The sequence below is a fragment of the Rhodococcus sp. OAS809 genome (genome assembly GCF_040546695.1).
GTDB lineage: Bacteria > Actinomycetota > Actinomycetes > Mycobacteriales > Mycobacteriaceae > Rhodococcus_F > Rhodococcus_F qingshengii.
The window spans coordinates 6,264,743-6,282,180 of the sequence record NZ_JBEPOI010000002.1 but is presented as its reverse complement, the minus strand read 5'-3'; the positions used below and the strand labels follow the sequence as shown (position 1 = coordinate 6,282,180).

16 protein-coding genes and 1 tRNA gene are annotated in these 17,438 nt (G+C 62.2%); 7 read left to right on the top strand and 10 right to left on the bottom strand.

Annotated features, from left to right (window positions below; genetic code table 11):
• Nucleotides 1-6: 6 nt before the first annotated feature.
• The 5 genes from ABIE52_RS32500 to ABIE52_RS32480 form a co-directional block, all read right to left on the bottom strand.
• Entirely contained in the window at nt 7-378 is a 372-nt protein-coding gene (locus tag ABIE52_RS32500) for a nuclear transport factor 2 family protein (protein WP_042952314.1), read from the bottom strand.
• Nucleotides 375-1,529, bottom strand: coding sequence for a 3'(2'),5'-bisphosphate nucleotidase CysQ (locus ABIE52_RS32495; RefSeq protein ID WP_047270166.1), 1,155 nt, complete (start codon nt 1,527-1,529; stop codon nt 375-377). Before ABIE52_RS32495 ends, ABIE52_RS32500 begins: the two co-directional genes overlap by 4 nt.
• Nucleotides 1,526-3,370, bottom strand: coding sequence for an adenylyl-sulfate kinase (cysC, locus tag ABIE52_RS32490; RefSeq protein WP_003941334.1), 1,845 nt, complete (start codon nt 3,368-3,370; stop codon nt 1,526-1,528). Before cysC ends, ABIE52_RS32495 begins: the two co-directional genes overlap by 4 nt.
• Nucleotides 3,370-4,296, bottom strand: a complete 927-nt coding sequence (gene cysD, locus ABIE52_RS32485) for a sulfate adenylyltransferase subunit CysD (RefSeq protein WP_003941285.1) — start codon at nt 4,294-4,296, stop codon at nt 3,370-3,372. Before cysD ends, cysC begins: the two co-directional genes overlap by 1 nt.
• A 143-nt stretch (nt 4,297-4,439) precedes the next feature.
• On the bottom strand, nt 4,440-5,375 hold the full coding sequence (locus tag ABIE52_RS32480; protein WP_047270168.1) for a helix-turn-helix domain-containing protein: 936 nt from the start codon (nt 5,373-5,375) through the stop codon (nt 4,440-4,442).
• 116 nt (nt 5,376-5,491) lie between these two features.
• Here ABIE52_RS32480 and ABIE52_RS32475 point away from each other — a divergent pair, with 116 nt between their 5' ends.
• From ABIE52_RS32475 to ABIE52_RS32465, 3 genes are read left to right on the top strand one after another with little or no spacing between them, the layout of a single operon-like run.
• Entirely contained in the window at nt 5,492-6,658 is a 1,167-nt protein-coding gene (locus ABIE52_RS32475; protein WP_030537322.1) for a hypothetical protein, read from the top strand.
• A gap of 2 nt (nt 6,659-6,660) precedes the next feature.
• Nucleotides 6,661-7,443, top strand: a complete 783-nt coding sequence (locus ABIE52_RS32470; protein ID WP_007726165.1) for an SDR family oxidoreductase — start codon at nt 6,661-6,663, stop codon at nt 7,441-7,443.
• 7 nt (nt 7,444-7,450) lie between these two features.
• Nucleotides 7,451-8,590: a sulfotransferase family protein gene (locus ABIE52_RS32465; RefSeq protein WP_192713362.1), complete on the top strand. Its 1,140-nt coding sequence runs from the start codon at nt 7,451-7,453 to the stop codon at nt 8,588-8,590.
• A 73-nt stretch (nt 8,591-8,663) separates the two neighbouring features.
• Here ABIE52_RS32465 and ABIE52_RS32460 read toward each other — a convergent pair whose 3' ends face one another.
• Nucleotides 8,664-9,509 (bottom strand): alpha/beta fold hydrolase, encoded by an 846-nt coding sequence (locus ABIE52_RS32460; protein ID WP_054186753.1) that lies wholly within the window; start codon nt 9,507-9,509, stop codon nt 8,664-8,666.
• Nucleotides 9,506-11,296, bottom strand: coding sequence for an N-acyl-D-amino-acid deacylase family protein (locus ABIE52_RS32455; protein WP_003941306.1), 1,791 nt, complete (start codon nt 11,294-11,296; stop codon nt 9,506-9,508). The genes ABIE52_RS32460 and ABIE52_RS32455 overlap by 4 nt, the downstream gene beginning before the upstream one ends.
• Nucleotides 11,297-11,393: 97 nt before the next feature.
• Here ABIE52_RS32455 and ABIE52_RS32450 point away from each other — a divergent pair, with 97 nt between their 5' ends.
• Both ABIE52_RS32450 and ABIE52_RS32445 read left to right on the top strand, forming a co-directional pair.
• Nucleotides 11,394-12,041, top strand: coding sequence for a TetR/AcrR family transcriptional regulator (locus ABIE52_RS32450; RefSeq protein WP_192713363.1), 648 nt, complete (start codon nt 11,394-11,396; stop codon nt 12,039-12,041).
• 394 nt (nt 12,042-12,435) lie between these two features.
• The gene (locus tag ABIE52_RS32445; protein ID WP_003941303.1) at nt 12,436-12,561 is read left to right on the top strand and encodes a hypothetical protein; all 126 of its coding nucleotides are present in this window, start codon (nt 12,436-12,438) and stop codon (nt 12,559-12,561) included.
• Nucleotides 12,562-12,643: 82 nt separating this feature from the next.
• On the opposite strand, the gene dcm is transcribed toward ABIE52_RS32445, so the two are convergent.
• Nucleotides 12,644-13,939 carry a DNA (cytosine-5-)-methyltransferase gene (gene dcm, locus ABIE52_RS32440; RefSeq protein ID WP_054187334.1) on the bottom strand — a complete coding sequence of 432 codons (1,296 nt, stop codon included), beginning with the start codon at nt 13,937-13,939 and terminating at the stop codon, nt 12,644-12,646.
• A gap of 159 nt (nt 13,940-14,098) precedes the next feature.
• Nucleotides 14,099-14,169: transfer RNA gene (locus tag ABIE52_RS32435), tRNA-Cys, on the bottom strand.
• Nucleotides 14,170-14,391: 222 nt separating this feature from the next.
• Between ABIE52_RS32435 and ABIE52_RS32430 the strand changes: the two genes are divergently transcribed.
• Nucleotides 14,392-15,660, top strand: coding sequence for a multidrug effflux MFS transporter (locus ABIE52_RS32430; protein ID WP_141751406.1), 1,269 nt, complete (start codon nt 14,392-14,394; stop codon nt 15,658-15,660).
• Here ABIE52_RS32430 and mraY read toward each other — a convergent pair.
• Nucleotides 15,657-16,733: a phospho-N-acetylmuramoyl-pentapeptide-transferase gene (mraY, locus tag ABIE52_RS32425; protein ID WP_003941316.1), complete on the bottom strand. Its 1,077-nt coding sequence runs from the start codon at nt 16,731-16,733 to the stop codon at nt 15,657-15,659. The two genes, ABIE52_RS32430 and mraY, sit on opposite strands and share 4 nt — an antisense overlap.
• Before the next feature lie 85 nt (nt 16,734-16,818).
• On the opposite strand from mraY, the gene ABIE52_RS32420 reads away from it, so the two are divergent.
• Nucleotides 16,819-17,352: a MarR family winged helix-turn-helix transcriptional regulator gene (locus ABIE52_RS32420; RefSeq protein WP_042445520.1), complete on the top strand. Its 534-nt coding sequence runs from the start codon at nt 16,819-16,821 to the stop codon at nt 17,350-17,352.
• Nucleotides 17,353-17,438 lie beyond the last annotated feature (86 nt).

Here is a 17,438-nt window from a genome sequence, read left to right as displayed (position 1 = left end):
CCCCGATCAGGCCTGGCCGGCTGCCGCATTGATCGGCGCCATGTCGAAATAGTCGCGCCAGGCTTTGATCTTTCCGTCCTCGACTTCGAACACCCCCATGACCGGGAGCGCTACCTCGGCGCCGTTGATGGTGAAAACGTCGACGCGCTCGTTCATGACGGTGTTGCCGTCCGCGACCTGACGCTTGATCTGAAAGTCGATGTTGCCGAAGGCACCGACAAACTGCTCGATGAACGCCCGGACGGCCTCGCGACCGACCACGGGCTCCATCGGGATGTTGTGATAAACGACGTCATCGGTGAAGTAGTCGACGATCTTTGCAACATCGGCGGCTGCCCACAGCGCACAGAAATCGGTGATCAGTTTGTCCGATGTCATTGTGTTCCAGCCTCTTTCGAATCGTCTTCGTGGGGTTCGATGATTGCCAGGATGCTTTCGATCTCGCCTGCCGGTATCCCGAAGTACTCGGTGACGAAAACTGTGACGGCCGGTGCCTGGCCAGGTGTTCCGAGGTCGAGCAGATACCGGGCTACGACGCTCTCGCCCCACTCACGCAGCGCGAGTTCACGTATCGCCACGATTCCGCGATATTGCTGGCCTTGTTCGAGCTCGTTGCTGATGAAGGCTCCGCTGTCACCGGTTCGCTGACCGTTCTCGACCCGCCAGGCGTCGGCGGCGAAGCGGACCTTCGTTGCGTCATGAGTGAGCAATGCGTTCACGTATTCACGCGCCATGGCGACGCGTCCGCTTACCGCAGACTCCGTGGAGTGCTTGGCAATTGCGCCCAGGATCGACTCCGACAACTCCGGTCGGCAGATCACGAGATCCGGCAGGTACGGATGCGATTCGTTGTAGAGCAGCGGCGAACCGTCGATGCGGCTGCAATGCAGTCCCGCCGCCTGTGCGACGCCGACGGGTGCAGCCGAATCCCATTCCCACTGCCCACCGGCGTGCAGGTACGCGTCGACCTCGCCGCGCACCACCGCCATCGCCTTGGCGCCGGCCGATCCCATGTGCACCACGTCGGCGCCGAGTTCGGCTGCCACCGCTTCGGTGAATGCGGGTGGTCGCGATCCGCTGACTACTACGCGGAGCGGCGAGTTGGCGGCAACCGAAGCTGCCTCGTCGCCACTGGAGTACACCGCTCCGAGCGCCGGCTGAGCAACCGCGGCTGCGGTAATTCCGCTACCGCGCTCCCAAAGCGCCACGTGCACTGCCCAATCCGCATGATTCGGCAAGCCGTATTCCTTGGAGCCGTCCAGCGGATCGATGATCCAGACCCGAGCTGCATCCAGACGACTGCGATCGTCGGCAGATTCCTCAGAGAGCACGGCATCGCCCGGCCGCTCGGCAGCCAACCGGTCGAGGATGTAGGAATCGGCGGCCTTGTCGCCCCGGCGACCCAGTTCACGACCGTCGTCGACACCCAGACCCTCGGCTCGGATCCCCAGGAGGATCGCACCGGCGGCCTGCGCCAATTCCGCCGCGAGTGCCTCGTCGGCGATTCTGCTGTGTGTGGATTCGCTCACCGGTCCAACACTTCCATAATTCGCAGCGCAAGTTCGGTAGGCGTTCCGTCTTCGGGTCTGATCACCAGCTCGGGACTTGTCGGAGCTTCGTAGGGATCGTCGACTCCGGTGAATCCCGTGATTTCCCCGGCCCTGGCCTTGGCGTACATGCCCTTGGGGTCTCGGGCTTCACATTGCTCGATCGGGGTGTCGACGTAGACCTCGACGAACTTCAGCCCGGCGGCCTCGTGCGCCGCCCGCACTCGATCACGATCTTCGCGGTACGGGCTTATCAGGCAGGCCACTGCCACTGCACCTGAATCAGCGAACAACTGCGCCACCGAGCCGACTCGGCGGACGTTCTCGGCGCGGTCATCGGCACTGAATCCCAGATCCGCGTTCAATCCGTGCCGGAGGTTGTCGCCGTCGAGGCGGTACGCCGGGATACCCGCGGCCACCAACCGCCGCTCGAGTTCCACCGCGATCGTCGACTTACCCGAGGCCGAGAGACCGGTGAGCCAGACGGTGGCGCCGGCAGTCGCACGTTCCTCGCGAGAAACCTCCGAACTGTGCCAGACGACGCGCGATTCCTTGAGTGTCGGACCATTGATCATTCCGGCGGCGACGGTATTGCCCGTGGTCTCGTCCACGAGAATGAAGCTGCCCGTCACGCGGTTGCGGCGGTAGGGATCGAACATCAACGGCTGCTGCGTCTTGATCGAGATGCGGCCGATCTCGTTGAGGGACAGAGATTCTGCCTTCTCGTCGCGGTGCAGAGAATTGACGTCCAGCCGGTAGTCGAGCTTGACGATCTGCGCTTTCGTGGAGCGCGTGGTGTGCAGCAACGAGTAGCGATTGTTCTCCGACAGAGTTGTCTGTTCGGTCAACCAACAGACCATCGCATCGATTTCCTGCCCGACCTGCGGCCGGTTGTTGAGCCGACACAATTGGTCCCCGCGGCTGACGTCGAGGTCGTCGGTCAGCTCGATGCATACGGCCGAGGGCGCAAACGCTTCGTCGATCACGTCACCACCCGGCCCGTGGACTGCCTTCACCGTCGAGGTGAATCCTGAAGGCAAAGCCACGATTTCGTCGCCGGGCTTGAAGACGCCACTGGCCACCGTTCCGGCGTATCCACGGAAATCGTGGAGGTCGGCGTCGGTCTGCTTCTGCGGACGGATCACGTACTGCACCGGGAAACGCGCGTCGATCAAATTGCGATCCGACGCGATGTGCACCTGCTCGAGATGGTGCAGCAGAGAAGGCCCGTCGTACCAGGACATGTTCTCGGTCCGGGCAACGATGTTGTCCCCCAACAGCGCCGAGACCGGAATGAACGTCAGGTCGTGGACGTCCAACTTGATCGCGAACTGTCGGAATTCTTCCTTGATCTCCTCGAACCGTTCCTGAGACCAGCCCACGAGGTCCATTTTGTTCACACACAGCACGAGGTGCGGTATCCCCAGGAGAGTGGACAAGAAGGCGTGCCGCCGCGTCTGTTCGAGCACCCCTTTGCGAGCATCCACCAGGATCAGGGCAAGATCGGCCGTCGACGCGCCGGTCACCATGTTGCGGGTGTACTGCTCGTGCCCGGGAGTGTCCGCAATGATGAACTTCCGATGAGGGGTCGCGAAATACCGGTGGGCCACGTCGATCGTGATGCCCTGTTCACGCTCGGCGCGCAATCCGTCGGTCAGTAGCGCGAGGTTGGCGTACTCGTCGCCGCGTTCTCGACTGCTCCGTTCCACGGCCTCGAGTTGGTCCTCGAAGATCGACTTGGAGTCGTAGAGCAACCGGCCGATGAGTGTCGATTTTCCGTCGTCGACACTGCCCGCTGTAGCGACTCTCAGCAGTTGCGGCATCAGAAGTACCCCTCTTTCTTACGATCTTCCATGCCAGCTTCGGAAATCCGGTCATCAGCCCTGGTTGCGCCACGCTCCGTGATACGGCTCGCCGCAACTTCTTCCACGACAGCGCCCGGTGTTTCGGCCGACGATTCGACACATCCGGTACACGTTGCGTCGCCGACCGTACGGAAGCGCACCAACGCCTCGTAGGACTCTTCGCCGGCGCGAAGCTCGAGGAAACGGGTGCGTGCCAACAACATTCCGTCGCGTGGAACCACCTCGCGACGATGGGCGTAGTAGATGCCGGGGAGGTCGATCTGCTCGCTCTCGATGTACTGCCAGATGTCGAGCTCTGTCCAGTTCGAGAGCGGGAAGATCCGAATATGTTCGCCCTTACGGTGTTTGCCGTTGTACAGGTTCCACAGTTCAGGTCGCTGCACCTTCGGATCCCATTGCCCGAACTCGTCCCGGAAGCTGAACACCCTCTCTTTGGCGCGCGCCTTCTCCTCGTCTCGGCGAGCACCACCGAACACGGCGTCGAACTTGTTGTCGCGAATTCCGCGCAGCAACGCGTGCGTCTGGAGGCGATTGCGACTGGAACCGACTCCGGTGTCCTCGATGACGCGACCGGCGTCGATGTCGTCCTGCACGCTGGAGACGACAAGACGCAGGTTGAAGCGATCGACCGTCTGATCGCGGAATTCGATCACCTCGTCGAAATTGTGACCGGTGTCGACGTGCATCACAGCGAACGGCAGTGGGGCAGGCCAGAATGCCTTGGCCGCTACGTGCAGCATCACGACGGAATCCTTACCTCCGGAGAACAGGAGGACCGGCTTTTCGAAAGTCGCTGCGACTTCGCGGAAAATATGGACCGCCTCCGCTTCGAGTGCTCGCAGATGCGACAACTCGTAGGCGGGCGGGGTCTGGAGTGTTGCCATGTCTTTCGCTCCTGAGCATCACGTACTCCGTGCGGAACACCATTTCCGCATCGGTACATTTATGTACCGGACTGGTTCTAAATTGAACGCAATCACAGAATAGAACTCGTTCTACCCAAAGGTCAATGACCGGCAATAAGACGTCACAGACCGCGAACCGGACTCCTGCCACCAACTTCCGCCGTCACCGCATCCGCCGCCGCAACCAGCACCGCGGCGCGGCGCTCGATCTCGGCGCCCGTGATCGCCCCACCCACATAAAGTGTCAGCACAAGGGCCTGATGCCCCTCGGCGTCGTAGGTCGGGGCCGCGATGAGACTGACGGGATGCTCGTCGTCAGAGCTGATGTCGCGTCCGAGATACACCCTCTCGCCCAGGCTCGACACCATCTCACCGAGCAGTTCACGCACCTCCGGCGGAAGATCGTGCGTCGCAACGCCCGCCATCAGCGTGTGCAGTCGCTGCCCGACGGGATCCAGACTCTCGACCAGATATCCCGCAGCCCGACACTCGCGGACCACGTTCCACAGACGCTCGCGATCCAAGCGCACCGGCAGGCTCGGCTCTTTGCTCAGCCAACTGTCCATGTCGTGATCCGAACCCCAGAGGACGTACATCAGCCCGACCGGCGGAGCGAACGGGTACACCTGACCGACCTTGGCAGCGCGACGCGCGCCGATCGGTCCGGTCACTTCGAGAACGCTGATCTGATCACCGATCACACCGGACGCCGTGCACGTCGTCCCGAACTCCGTGCTCACTTTCTCCAGATGGGTACGGGCAATGGGTCCGACGGCAAATCCTCGCTGAGCTGCACGTCCGGCCGCGATCAAGGCCGGACCGAGCCCATAGGTCTTCGACACCTCGTCCCGAGTCAGGTATCCACGATCAGCCAGCGCCGTGAGGATTCCCAAGCAGGTGGGCTTGCTGATCTCGAGCGCGCGGGCCAGTTCCGACAGCCCGAACCGCTGATCAGGGCGGCCGACGAGGTAGTCGAGCACCTGAACCACCCGTTCGGTGGGAGGCGATTGTCTCCCCCTCGGGCGTCCCTCTTCAGGCGTCTTCTCCGGTCCACCCATTGACCACTCCCTAGAACGCGTTCTATTGTCGAAATACCCAACATCTACCAAATAGGTACATATTTGTACCACGACGCTCTGGACCGGCGACATAGTCGGAACTGTGAGGAGCCAGCGTGCTGACGGACCCGTTTGCCGAGGCGATCGCCGAAGCCGAGAAATTGATCGAGACTGCGCCGCACATCAGATCCGAACAGGATCTACTGGAGGGATACCAATATCTGGCCGGCGGAATCATCGCGACGACGCATGCCGCCTGGGCCGGCGAAAAGACCCATCCGAGTTTCATCCAGGGCACCGGACCATTCACCAAGATGGGCCTCGACAACCCCGACACTCTGTACTTCGGCGCCCGAATCAACGACGACAAGGAATACAAGGTCACCGGAAAGCGCGGCACCACAGCCGATCTCAGCTTCCAAGTGTTGAGTGGGAACTACACCAACTCGAACGTTCCCGGAAGCGAAATCGCCTTCGACGACCGCGAGCTGGAGATAGACGACGACGGCAACTTCGTCGCTTGGTTCGGCCCCGGCCCCGCCGACGGACGAGCCAACTACTACACCCTGGCGCCCGGATCCTCGCAGCTGGTTGTTCGCGAGGTCTACAGCGACTGGAGTCAGCAGCGCGGCGTGATCCGCATCGAGCGCACCGATTCGATCGGGATCGCGCCGCCACCTCTCACCGCCGAAGAGACCGAGAAGCGTTACGCCCGGGCTGGGAAGGCACTGGTCACGCGGGTCAAGACGTGGCTCCAGTTCCCGGAGTGGTTCTACCTCAAGCTCGCGGTCAACACCATGACCGAACCACGCCTGACACCGGGCGGGCTGGCAACGCAGTACTCGTCGGTGGGACATTACGAACTCACCGACGAGCAGGCGATGATCATCACCGTTCCCGCCTCCGACGCACCGTATCTCGGCTTCCAACTGGGGAGCCTCTGGTACATCTCACTGGACTACGTCAATCATCAGACCTCCCTCAACAACGGCCAGGCACAGGTCGATCCGGACGGGATGGTTCGAATGGTGGTCAGCGAGAAGAACCCCGGTGTCACCAACTGGATCGAAACCGTCGGACATCCGCGCGGCATTCTGCAGTTCCGTTGGCAGCGCGTTTCCCGCGAGCTGACGCCGCAGGACGGTCCCACCGTCGAAATCGTCGCCGTCGCAGATATTGCGAAGCACCTGCCGCATTTCGACACCAACGCCATCACCGCCGAGGACTGGGCAGCACGCATTGCCCAGCGCCAGGCCGCCATCGACAACCGAATGCTGGGGTAATCATGACCGCCTTGCTCGAAGACCGCGTAGTAGTCATCTCCGGAGTCGGCCCGGCACTCGGCCGCGCTCTGGCCCTTCGATGTGCGTCGGCCGGCGCAAGTCTTGTTCTCGCAGCACGTACGCAATCGCGACTCGACGACGTTGCGAAAGAAATAGTCGATGCCGGTGGGCGCGCCGTCACCGTTGCCACCGACATCACCGACCAGGCTTCCGCCGAGAATCTGGTGGCCGAGTCCATTGCCGCCTACGGCAAAGTCGACACTCTGATCAACAATGCATTCTCGATTCCGTCGATGAAACCGTTGGCTCGCACCGATTACCAGCACATCCGCGACAGCATCGAACTGACCGTTCTCGGGGCGTTGCGCCTGACTCAGCTGTTCACGCCGGCACTTGCCGAGTCGGACGGCTCCGTGGTGAACATCAATTCGATGGTGTTGCGGCATTCGCAAGAGCGTTACGGCAGCTACAAGATGGCGAAGTCGGCCCTGCTCGCCATGTCGCAGTCCCTGGCCACCGAACTCGGCCCGCAGGGAATTCGTGTCAATTCGATTGCACCCGGCTATATCTGGGGCGACACCCTCAAGGGATACTTCGCGCACCAGGCGGAGAAGTTCGGCATGACCGTCGAGCAGATCTACGAGCACACTGCGTCGAACACCGACCTCAAGCGCCTGCCGACGACGGATGAAGTATCCGACGCGGCGATCTTCCTGGCGTCTCCGATGGCCAGCGCGATCACCGGCCAATGCATCGACGTCAACTGCGGCGAATTCCATCACTAGGAGCACCATGACTGAACGCACTCACGTCGGCACCGTCGAGGATCTCCACGCCTCGGCGACACGGATGACCGGACTGACGGACTTCGGCGTCGACGATTACACCGAAGCTCTGTCGGTCCTGCTCGAGTCCTACGACCGTGACGAGGATCTGACGCCCTTCGGCAGCAAGATCTCTCGGGTATTCCTTCGAGGCGCCCTGGTGGCACGTCTGCTCAGTGAATCTGCATGGAAGGGGCATCCGGAGCACGCCGACGTCAAGATCGAGCGGCCGATCTTCGTCACCGGATTGCCACGGACGGGCACCACTGCCTTGCACCGCCTCCTCACGGTCGACCCGGCTCACCAGGGCCTCGAGATGTGGCTGACCGAGTTCCCTCAGCCTCGCCCGCCTCGCGATACGTGGGAATCGAACCCGGTCTTCGCCAAGATCGAGGAGACATTCGGTCAACACCACGTCGAGCATCCCGAATTCATGGGCGTGCACTACATGTCCGCCAGCGAAGTCGAAGAATGTTGGCAACTCTTGCGTCAGACGTTCAAGTCCGTGTCGTACGAGTGCCTGGCGAATCTACCCACGTACTCCGCATGGCTGAAGGACCAGGAGTGGTCGAACGCCTATGCACGACACAAGAAGAACCTGCAGCTGATCGGTCTGCCCGATCAGGATCGACGGTGGGTCCTCAAGAACCCGAGCCACCTGTTCGCGCTCGACGAATTGATGGAGGCGTACCCCGACGCTCTCGTCATCCAGACTCACCGCTCCCCTACGACGATCATTCCGTCGGTATGCAGCCTGGCCGCCCAGGCGACAGAGGGTTGGTCGAACACGTTCACCGACAAGGTGATCGGCGAAAGTCAGCTCGAATTGTGGGCCAGGGGGCTCGAGCAGTTCGACAGTGCACGCGCACACCACAATCCCGCACAGTTCATCGACGTCGACTATCAGGACTTCGTCACCGATCCGCTGGGAACCGTCGAGAATATCTACACGCACTTCGACATTCCGTTGACATCTACTGCGCAGCAGTCGATGGAGGCAATGCACGAGGAAAGCCGCTCCGGTGCTCGCAAACCGTCGCACAAGTACACGCTCGAGGAGTTCGGCCTGACGAAGGAGCAGGTGGAAGAGCGATTCGGAGCTCGCTGACCACGGTTGGTCGACGACCTTGCTGACGACTGAAGCCCCCGCCGAACGGCGGGGGCTTCAGTACGAAACTCAGTCAGCTGCTGAGATGCTCACCCAGCAGTCGGTCCAACTCGACCGGCGCCTCGTCCGGAATCCAGTGGCTCACGCCGCTGAGAACCTCGAACCGGTACGGGCCGTCGACAAACGCGGGGGTGAGCGCAGACCCTTTGGGGCCGATGGCGGCGTCGCCGTCACTCCAGACGTGCAGGGTCGGCACGGTGACCCTGGCAGTTGCGGGGTTCGGCTTGGTCATCCACATCGCGCGGTACCAGTTCAGACCGCCGCGTAGCCGACCGGGAGCCAGCATGGCGTTCAGATCGCGCCGCGCGTTCTCCGGCGTCTGCCCGCTCGAAATCAGGAACTTTTCACCTGCCGACGTGGAGGACAGAATCTTCTCGGGGACGAAGGGCAATTGGAACGCCCCCATGTACCACGACTTCAGTCCCTGTGTGCTGGTCACCATCGCCTTGACGAACGCCAGTGGGTGCGGAACCGACACCGCGGTCACGGTATCGAGCAAGTCCGGCCGTTCGGCGGCCACCTGCCATGCGACTGCGGCACCCCAGTCGTGGCCGACCAGGTGCACTTTGCCCACCGCGAGCGCGTCGATCAGTGCGACAGTGTCAGCGGCGAGTTCGGACCCACGGTACGCCCAGCGCGCTTTCGGCCTGGCGCCGGGTGAGTACCCTCGCTGATCCGGTGCGACGGTCCGGAAGCCGCGGGCGTGCAGTAACGGCGCAAGGTGATCCCATGAGCGGGAATCCTGCGGAAACCCGTGCAGGAGAACCACGACCGGACCGTCGGCGGGTCCTTCGTCGCGTACGTCGAAGGTCAGCCCGGACCGGGAGTACGAGGTGAGGCGATCCGCCGGTGTAGTCATAGCGCCACGCTAGTCTTCGCGGCCCTGGTAACCGGAGCCTTTTCACCGGCACGCAGGAACTGACCTGTCTTTTCGATTCCGAATCCGGGGGCGAATTCACCTTCGCGGTAGACGAGTCGGCCGTTGATCACCGTAGCGACCGCTGCGTCGTCGCTGCGGTTGACCATCCGGCTGATCCCGCCGTACTCGGGAACCTTTGCCTCGAACAACCCGTCCACCGACTCGTCGAGCCCGGCCGGGTCGATGACAACGAAGTCCGCGCGGTCACCCTGGCGTAGATGCCCGGCGTCGATGCCGTACCAGTCCGCCAGTTCGCCCGTCAGGCGGTGGATTGCGCGCTCGATGGTGAGGAACGGCTTGCGGTCACTCTGAGCGTCCTTGACGCGCTTGAGGAGTCGCACCGGGTAGTTGTAGAACGCCATGTTGCGCAGATGCGCGCCGGCATCGCCGAAGCCCATCTGCACACCGGAACTCGCGGCGAGTTTCTTCGCGAACTTGGGCCGGTGATTGGCAATGGTGGTGCGCCAGCGAAGATCTCGCCCGTACTTCACCACCAGGTCGAGGTACGCGTCCACCGGGTGCACTCCGCGGATGTCACCGACCTGACCGAAGTTCTTGCCGATCAACGTCTCGTCCGGGCATCCCACGATGACCGCATCGTAGAAATTGCGATGCCAGATGCGGGGTGAGAACTTGTTGTCGTAGTCCTTACGGAATGCGCGACGGTACGACTCGTCCTGGAGCAGTTCGTTGCGCTCCACCTGGTCCTTGAGGTGCAAAGCGGCGGCGCCGGCACCGAACTCCTCGAACACGACCAGGTCGATTCCATCCGCGTAGACGGTGAAGGGAACCGGAAGGTGCTGCCACTTGAAATCGGTCTTGGCGAAGCGATTGAGCAGTGGGGCCGCAGCGAGCATGAAGTACACGATCACCGGGTAGGCCTTCGAATCCGCGCCGGAGAGCAGCGACGTCTTGAGCGGCTTCTTGCGCCCGATCGCCGAGCTTTCGGCGAAGAACGCCGCGACGTTCGGATGCAGGTTGATGGTCGGAGCGCTCTGCAAGATCTTTCCGCGATCACGAAGGATGCGATTGAGGAATCGGAACTCTTTCCACCGTGCATACGTCGACGGCAAAGAGCGAGAACGATATTCGTCGCCGTCGATCTTGTCGAGGGCATTGGTCATCGACGACAGGCCCAGCATCCCAGCGTCGATGGCGTCCTCGAGCATCGAGCCCATCCGGCCGAGTTCCGAGCGAGTCGGCTTGACCTTCTTGTCGGTACCGCGCCCCAGTCCGAGTACGTGCGTGCGGATATCGGAATGACCGATGAAGGCCGCGACATTGGGTCCGAGGGGAAGGGCTTCGAGGGCGGCGGTGTACGCCGCGGGACCGGTCCAGGTCTTGTTCGCTTCGAGGATGCGCAGCACCGCGTCGTGGGGAACTGCTTCGACCCGGCTGAACAGATCCGCGATCTCGCGCGGCGTCGAATACACCGTCGACAGCGAGCAATTGCCGAGCACGACCGTCGTGACGCCGTGGCGAACCGATTCCGGAAGCCCTGGACTGACCAAGGCTTCGGCGTCGTAGTGCGTGTGGACGTCGACAAAGCCGGGGAGAACCCATTTGCCGGCCGCGTCGATCACTTCTGTGTCCGGCCCGATCTCGAGGCGCGTCGTGGACACCTCCGCGACCACGCCGTCTCGAATTCCGAGATTACGACGCAGACCTGGAGCCCCCGTCCCGTCGAACCACAACCCGTCGTTGACCACGATGTCGAAAGCAGACACTGTTGGACTCCTCGCCTCACGTATGTGTTACCTCACGTTATAGACAGCGTTGAGTAAAAGTCAATGAACCATTCGAACCAATACATAAGATGACGGAATGGCTGCAGTCCCCCGCTCCCCCGAAGACCGTCAGAGGCAAATCCTCGAGGTGGCAGTACACATGTTGCGGACCGAGCCTTTCGACCAACTGTCGATGGATCGCGTCGCAGCCGAGGCCGGTGTCTCGCCGCCACTGCTGTTCCACTACTTCAAGAACAAGAAGGGTTTCCAGAACGCCATCCTCGAGGCCGCCTCGGCCGATCTCGAAGATCGAATGCGACCGGATCCCGAGCTACCCATCACGTCCCAGCTGCGCTCAGGTATCGAGACATTCGTCGACGCCGTTATCGAGCACCCCACCATTTACCTCGCCGTGATGCGTATGGCCGGCAGTGGCGACGTTCGAATGCGCACGATCTACCGAGGCATGCGCCGCACTTTCACCACGTGGATCGTCGCTGCGCTGACGAATCTAGGCATCGAATCGAATGCGACCGTGGAGGCGACAATCGCCGGGTGGCAGGCATTCATGGAGGAAATCGTCGTCAACTGGATCGACGAGCCGACGCTCGAGCGAGGCGAAATGGTCGACCTTTGCGAACGAATCTTCTACCACTGCCTACCGGCAGCGGGCATCAGCGTGGAGCAAATAGTGGCAGCCACCGTTGCCGCGACGGCCAGTGAGTCCGGCGCAACACAACTGTGATCTTCGCGCCGGGGTTTCACAGGTGGTCACGATTGGGTATCTTGCTTGCAGTGGCACTGGACCACGACCCCAACACATGAAGGATCCAACATGGAGTCTGTCGAAAACGTATTGCCCGAGGGTGTCAAGCTCGAAGACGTCTTGAGTGTCCTCAAGGTCGCAGTTGCGGGCATCGGCCTCATCAGCGCACTTTCGGCATTCAGCTGATCGCAAAGCGTCATCGACAGGCCGGACTTCGGGGAGTCCGGCCTGTTTTTTGTTTACGTTCCTGAACAATCCGTGAACTTTTCAGCAACTTCAGCGCAAAGCGGTCATTTCGACCCAAACAAGCGTCCAGTTTGCTAACTTGTGTCTGCGACACAAGGTCGTACAGAAACACCACGCAGACACAACCTTGTACATACACACCTGTACATACGACACGGAGGACCGAAACATGGGTTCCATCAACACCCTCAGCGCCGTCATCGACATCATCAAGGTCGTCCAGCCGTTGATCGCCAAGCTCAACCTCAGCTGATTCGCTTGCACCACACCCCTGCCAGGGCGTAACTCGAAATGGGGCCGACATCGTCGGCCCCATTTTCCGTAGGTGCTCTATCTCAGCCGAGTGCCTTCTTGATCTCTCCTGCCAGTACCGACGCCAGCTGCGGCGGCACCGCATTGCCGATCATCGTGCGCACCGCTCCCCACTTGCCCTCGAAGACGTAGTCGTCGGGAAAGGTCTGGAGGCGAGCAGCTTCTCGAACGGTCAACGATCGCGTGTGTTTCGGATGCACGTTGCGTGAAGCCGAGATCATCCCGAAAGTGGTTCCGACCGTGGACGCCGGCTCGTCCCACCGGAGGCGCTTGTACGTCGTGTTGTACCCGGACGACGGTCGCATGGCCGGATCTTCGTTGTCGTGCGCCGACATTCCTTCCGGTACATCACGCAGCCACCGCAAGACGTGCTCGGGATGCTCGACGGCCCAGTGCAGCGGGTCCGTCTCGCAAGCCTGCCCGGATTCCAGCGGGGCCAGGTCGACGGTGGCATCGCGGAAAGTCCTCAGCGGCGCAACACCATTCACGCCGTGAGTCTTCGGCGGAAAACGCAGCGGCCCGATACCACTGTCGCGGCGGGTCGCCACGATGAACACTCGTTCCCGGAACTGCGGGACGCCGTAGTCCTGCGCATTGACCGTGTTGACCGACGCGTCGTAACCGCATGCAGCCATCTCGCCGAGAATCCGGTCGACGACCATCCCACCGTCCGGGTCTTTCATGCTCAGCAGCAGCCGAACATTTTCCATCACCACGACCTTCGGCCTCACCAGATCGGCGAGCTCGAGTAGGTTCCGGAAGAGATGGTTACGCGGATCGTCGCGGTCTCGCCGGCCGGCGAGACTGAAACCCTGACACGGCGGCCCCCCGGCCAACACATCGATATTCACCTGTGCCAGAAGATCTTTCACACGGGCTTCGTCGATCGCCCGGATGTCCTCACCGAGGCACTTCGCGCCGGGGAAGTTCCGATCGAAGGTCGCGCGCGCCTCCGGCACGACTTCGATGTATCCCTCCACCGAAAACCCCGCCATCCGAAAGCCTTCGGCCATACCGCCACAACCGGAGAACGCCGTCAATACGGTGGGGCCACCGTTTCCTGCCCCCGCGACCGCACGCCTGGCCACCGAGGCGGGGTCGTTGACCGGTGTCGCTCGACGCGCACGGGTACTACCGCTCGATCGCTTCCGGGGGGCCGCGTACGTGCCCTCACGCTTGGCCGCTTCCAACGCGGAGAGGGCCGTGAGGACTGCTCGCTCAACCGGTGGCTTCGGATATGCCTTGTCGAGTTCCCACGCGGAGACGACTGCTGACGAGACTCCCGCCTGGCGGGCGAACTGGAACTGACTGATCCCCACGTGCAAGCGCCGCGATCGCAGGTCCTGTCCCGAAATCAATTCTGTGCCTCACTCATGTGGTCCGCTCGCTCCGGCAGCCCAGACTATCGCAGCCGACCCCGCGAACCGGGACCACACAAGAGAGACCGGCAGGCGATATGCCTGCCGGTCTCCGACACGAGCGGATGACGGGACTCGAACCCGTGTGAACGGCTTTGCAGGCCGGTGCCTAGCCACTCAGCCACACCCGCGTCAGTGAGTAACTCTGCCCTGAGTCACGGCGTCGAACCACAGTTCCGCTCAGCATGATTCGAGTGCGATCCCACCCGCCGTTCCAGTCTCTGGGAAAACTGCGAGCCCTTCGGGAACAAATCGGTCAGTCTCGATGCTGACTCCCTCGGCGGGCGCAGATCATACGAATTTCGCCCGAACGACCGAGCAGTTCGCCAGACCCAGACAACCCAGAAGGTTTCATGAGTGCCGAGAACACCGCCGTTGCCCCGCCCGTGAAGGCAGCTCCGCCCTTGGAGGCAGCCCCGCTGGAAATGAGCAGTGTCGACCGTAAGCCCAGCGTCGGGAAGATTCTTGCCCTCGGTTCCATGACTGCGCTCGGGCCCTTCACCATCGACATGTACCTGCCCGCGCTGCCGGATATCGGTGCCGATCTCGGGGTCTCGTCGTCAACGGTTCAGCTGACCATCACCGGAACTCTCATCGGCCTCGCACTCGGCCAGCTGTTGGTCGGGCCGCTCTCGGACACTCTCGGCCGCAAAAAGCCGCTGCTTGCCGGAATCGGCGTCCATATCCTGGCTTCGCTGCTGGCGGTCTTCGCACCGAGCATCGCTGTCCTCGGCATCCTGCGGGTTTTCCAGGGCATGGGCGCGGCGGCCGCGGCAGTGGTCACCATGGCGATCGTCCGCGACCTCTACAGCGGTAACACCGTTGCCGTTGTGATGAGCCGGCTGATGCTCGTGCTCGGCGTTGCGCCGATCCTGGCGCCCAGCATCGGTGGCGCCCTCCTCGTCGCCCTCGACTGGCGCGGGATCTTCGTCGTACTGGCACTGATCGGCGTCGGCACAGCGATGATCGGTGCGTTCGGACTGTCCGAAACATTGCCGAAGGAAAAGCGTCGCCCGAGCGGATTGACGTCGGTTCTCCGCACCTACGGTTCGCTGCTCGGCGACCGCACGTTCATGGTCCTGACGCTCGTCTCCAGCGTCGGCATGGCGTCGTTGTTCGCGTATGTCTCGGGCGCGTCGTTCGTCTATCAGGATCAGTACGGCCTCAACCAGCAGGAGTTCGCACTGCTCTTCAGTGCGGGCGCGATTGCGTTGATCGGCGCTTCGCAGGTAAACGTCCGACTGCTCGACCGGTGGACTCCTCAGCAGATCACCAAGTGGGCCCTCGTGGCTGCGGTTGTCTCCGGGGCCGTCGTCATTGCTGTCGCGGTCCTGGAACTCGGCGGACTCGCCGGATTCGTGATCGCACTGTGGGTCATGGCCGGCGCCATCGGGTTCGTTCTGCCCAACGCCCCGGCACTGGCCCTCGCTCGTCACGGCGAAGCGGCCGGTACTGCCGCGGCAATGCTCGGTGCATTCCAGTTCGGCGTCGGTGCGGCCATCGCGCCGGCAGTCGGTCTACTGGGAAACACGAGCACAGCCCTGGCCGTCACAATGACGGCGTGTGTGTCGCTCGGTCTGATCGCTCTTCTGGCTACGACCCGAAAGAGTGAATCGGTCTAACCGGCAGCGGAGAACCACTCGCTGTAGAAGGTGGCAAGTCCCAGGACGCACGAGATCGCGACGAAGATCCAGAATCTTGCGATCACGACGGTTTCCGGCCAACCGAGTAACTCGAAGTGATGATGGATCGGGGCCATCTTGAATACGCGTCGACCGGACGATCGGAAGACCAGAACCTGGATGATCACCGACAGGATCTCAGCGACGAACAGGGCGCCGATGATGACCATCAGCAGCTCGGTGTGCGTCGTGACGGACAGGCCGACAACCAGGCCGCCCAGCGCCAAGGAGCCGGTGTCACCCATGAAGATCTGAGCCGGGGCGGCGTTCCACCAGAGGAAGCCGAGGCACGCCCCGCCTGCGGCGGCAGCGACGATCGCGAGATCCAGGGGGTCACGAACGTCGTAGCAACCGGCGGCAGGCTCGAGGACACATGAGTTCCGGTACTGCCAACCGGCGATGACGACGTAGGTCCCCAGGATCATGCCCATCGAGCCGGCCGCGAGACCGTCGAGACCGTCGGTGAAATTGACGGCGTTGGACCAGGCGAACACCAGAATGCAGAAGAAGACCACAAAGCCGATGGCACCCATGGAGAACACCGAGATATCTCGTACATGGGACAGGTACTGGCTTCCGGGGGTGACTCCGTTGTTGTTGGAGAACTGCAGGAAGAGAATGCCGAAGATGATGGCGCTCGCGAGCTGACCGACGGTCTTCGCTGTCTTGTTGAGCCCGAGATTGCGCTTCTTACGGATCTTGATGAAGTCGTCGAGAAAGCCGACGATTCCCAGTGACGTGGCGAGCGCGAGAACCAGCCAACCGGATGCAGACAGCCGCGGTAGCCGCGAGCCGAATCCGATGATGTGTGCCGCCAGGTAGCCCGCCCACATGCCGGCGATGATCGCGATGCCGCCCATCGACGGGGTGCCACGCTTGCCCTGATGGCTCTGCGGACCCTCGATCCGAATCTCGTGCCCGAGCCCCTGCCGCGAAAGCACACGAATGAGAAACGGAGTCAGGAAGAGCGCGACGAACAACGAGACGCCACCCGCTACGAGGATTGAAATCACCCGTGGGACTCTACAGACGTAAGCGGCTGCGACACACAATCAGACAAGGCACCCGACCGCTTGCCAACATGGGATGATCGAACCTATGTCTCCCCCCGCGCCGCTCCCCCTCGACCCCATCGAAGAGGCGCATCGTCAGTGGACGGAGCACGGGTGGAGCGACGTCGCCGACGGTATGGCTGCGGTCACGTCGGTGATGCGTGCGCAGCAGATCATGATGGCGCGGGTCGAAGAGGTACTCAAGCCGCTCGGGTTGACCTTCGCTCGCTACGAACTGCTGACGCTTCTCACCTTCACCAGGTCGGGCGCACTCCCGATGGCCAAGGCGAGCGCCCGACTCCAGGTCCACCCCACCAGCGTCACCAATGCCGTCGACCGTTTGGAGAAAGCGGAGTTGGTCAGTCGGGTCCCGCATCCCAGCGATCGCCGTGCGACGCTCATCGAGATCTCTGACGCGGGTCGCGCGCTGGCCCTCGAAGCCACCGAAATGCTCAACAGCAAGGTGTTCGCTCACCCCGGACTCCAGCAGGACAAGCTCGAGCAATTGGTGACGATCCTCACTGAACTTCGCAAGACTGCGGGTGACTTCGACACCGGCGGCGCACCGACCAAGTGGTGAACCGACCACCCGTACACACAAAGAAACTGCCCTCACACTCTCGACGAGTGTGAGGGCAGTTTCAGCGCTGTTGAAATTCAGCGCTG

Excerpts from the sequence above, each read along its gene's own strand:
- ABIE52_RS32500 (WP_042952314.1), bottom strand. The coding sequence starts at position 378 with ATGACATCGGACAAACTGATCACCGATTTCTGTGCGCTGTGGGCAGCC.
- cysC (WP_003941334.1), bottom strand. The coding sequence starts at position 3,370 with ATGCCGCAACTGCTGAGAGTCGCTACAGCGGGCAGTGTCGACGACGGA.
- cysD (WP_003941285.1), bottom strand. The coding sequence starts at position 4,296 with ATGGCAACACTCCAGACCCCGCCCGCCTACGAGTTGTCGCATCTGCGA.
- ABIE52_RS32480 (WP_047270168.1), bottom strand. The coding sequence starts at position 5,375 with ATGGGTGGACCGGAGAAGACGCCTGAAGAGGGACGCCCGAGGGGGAGA.
- ABIE52_RS32470 (WP_007726165.1), top strand. The coding sequence starts at position 6,661 with ATGACCGCCTTGCTCGAAGACCGCGTAGTAGTCATCTCCGGAGTCGGC.
- ABIE52_RS32465 (WP_192713362.1), top strand. The coding sequence starts at position 7,451 with ATGACTGAACGCACTCACGTCGGCACCGTCGAGGATCTCCACGCCTCG.
- ABIE52_RS32460 (WP_054186753.1), bottom strand. The coding sequence starts at position 9,509 with ATGACTACACCGGCGGATCGCCTCACCTCGTACTCCCGGTCCGGGCTG.
- ABIE52_RS32450 (WP_192713363.1), top strand. The coding sequence starts at position 11,394 with ATGGCTGCAGTCCCCCGCTCCCCCGAAGACCGTCAGAGGCAAATCCTC.
- ABIE52_RS32430 (WP_141751406.1), top strand. The coding sequence starts at position 14,392 with ATGAGTGCCGAGAACACCGCCGTTGCCCCGCCCGTGAAGGCAGCTCCG.
- ABIE52_RS32420 (WP_042445520.1), top strand. The coding sequence starts at position 16,819 with ATGTCTCCCCCCGCGCCGCTCCCCCTCGACCCCATCGAAGAGGCGCAT.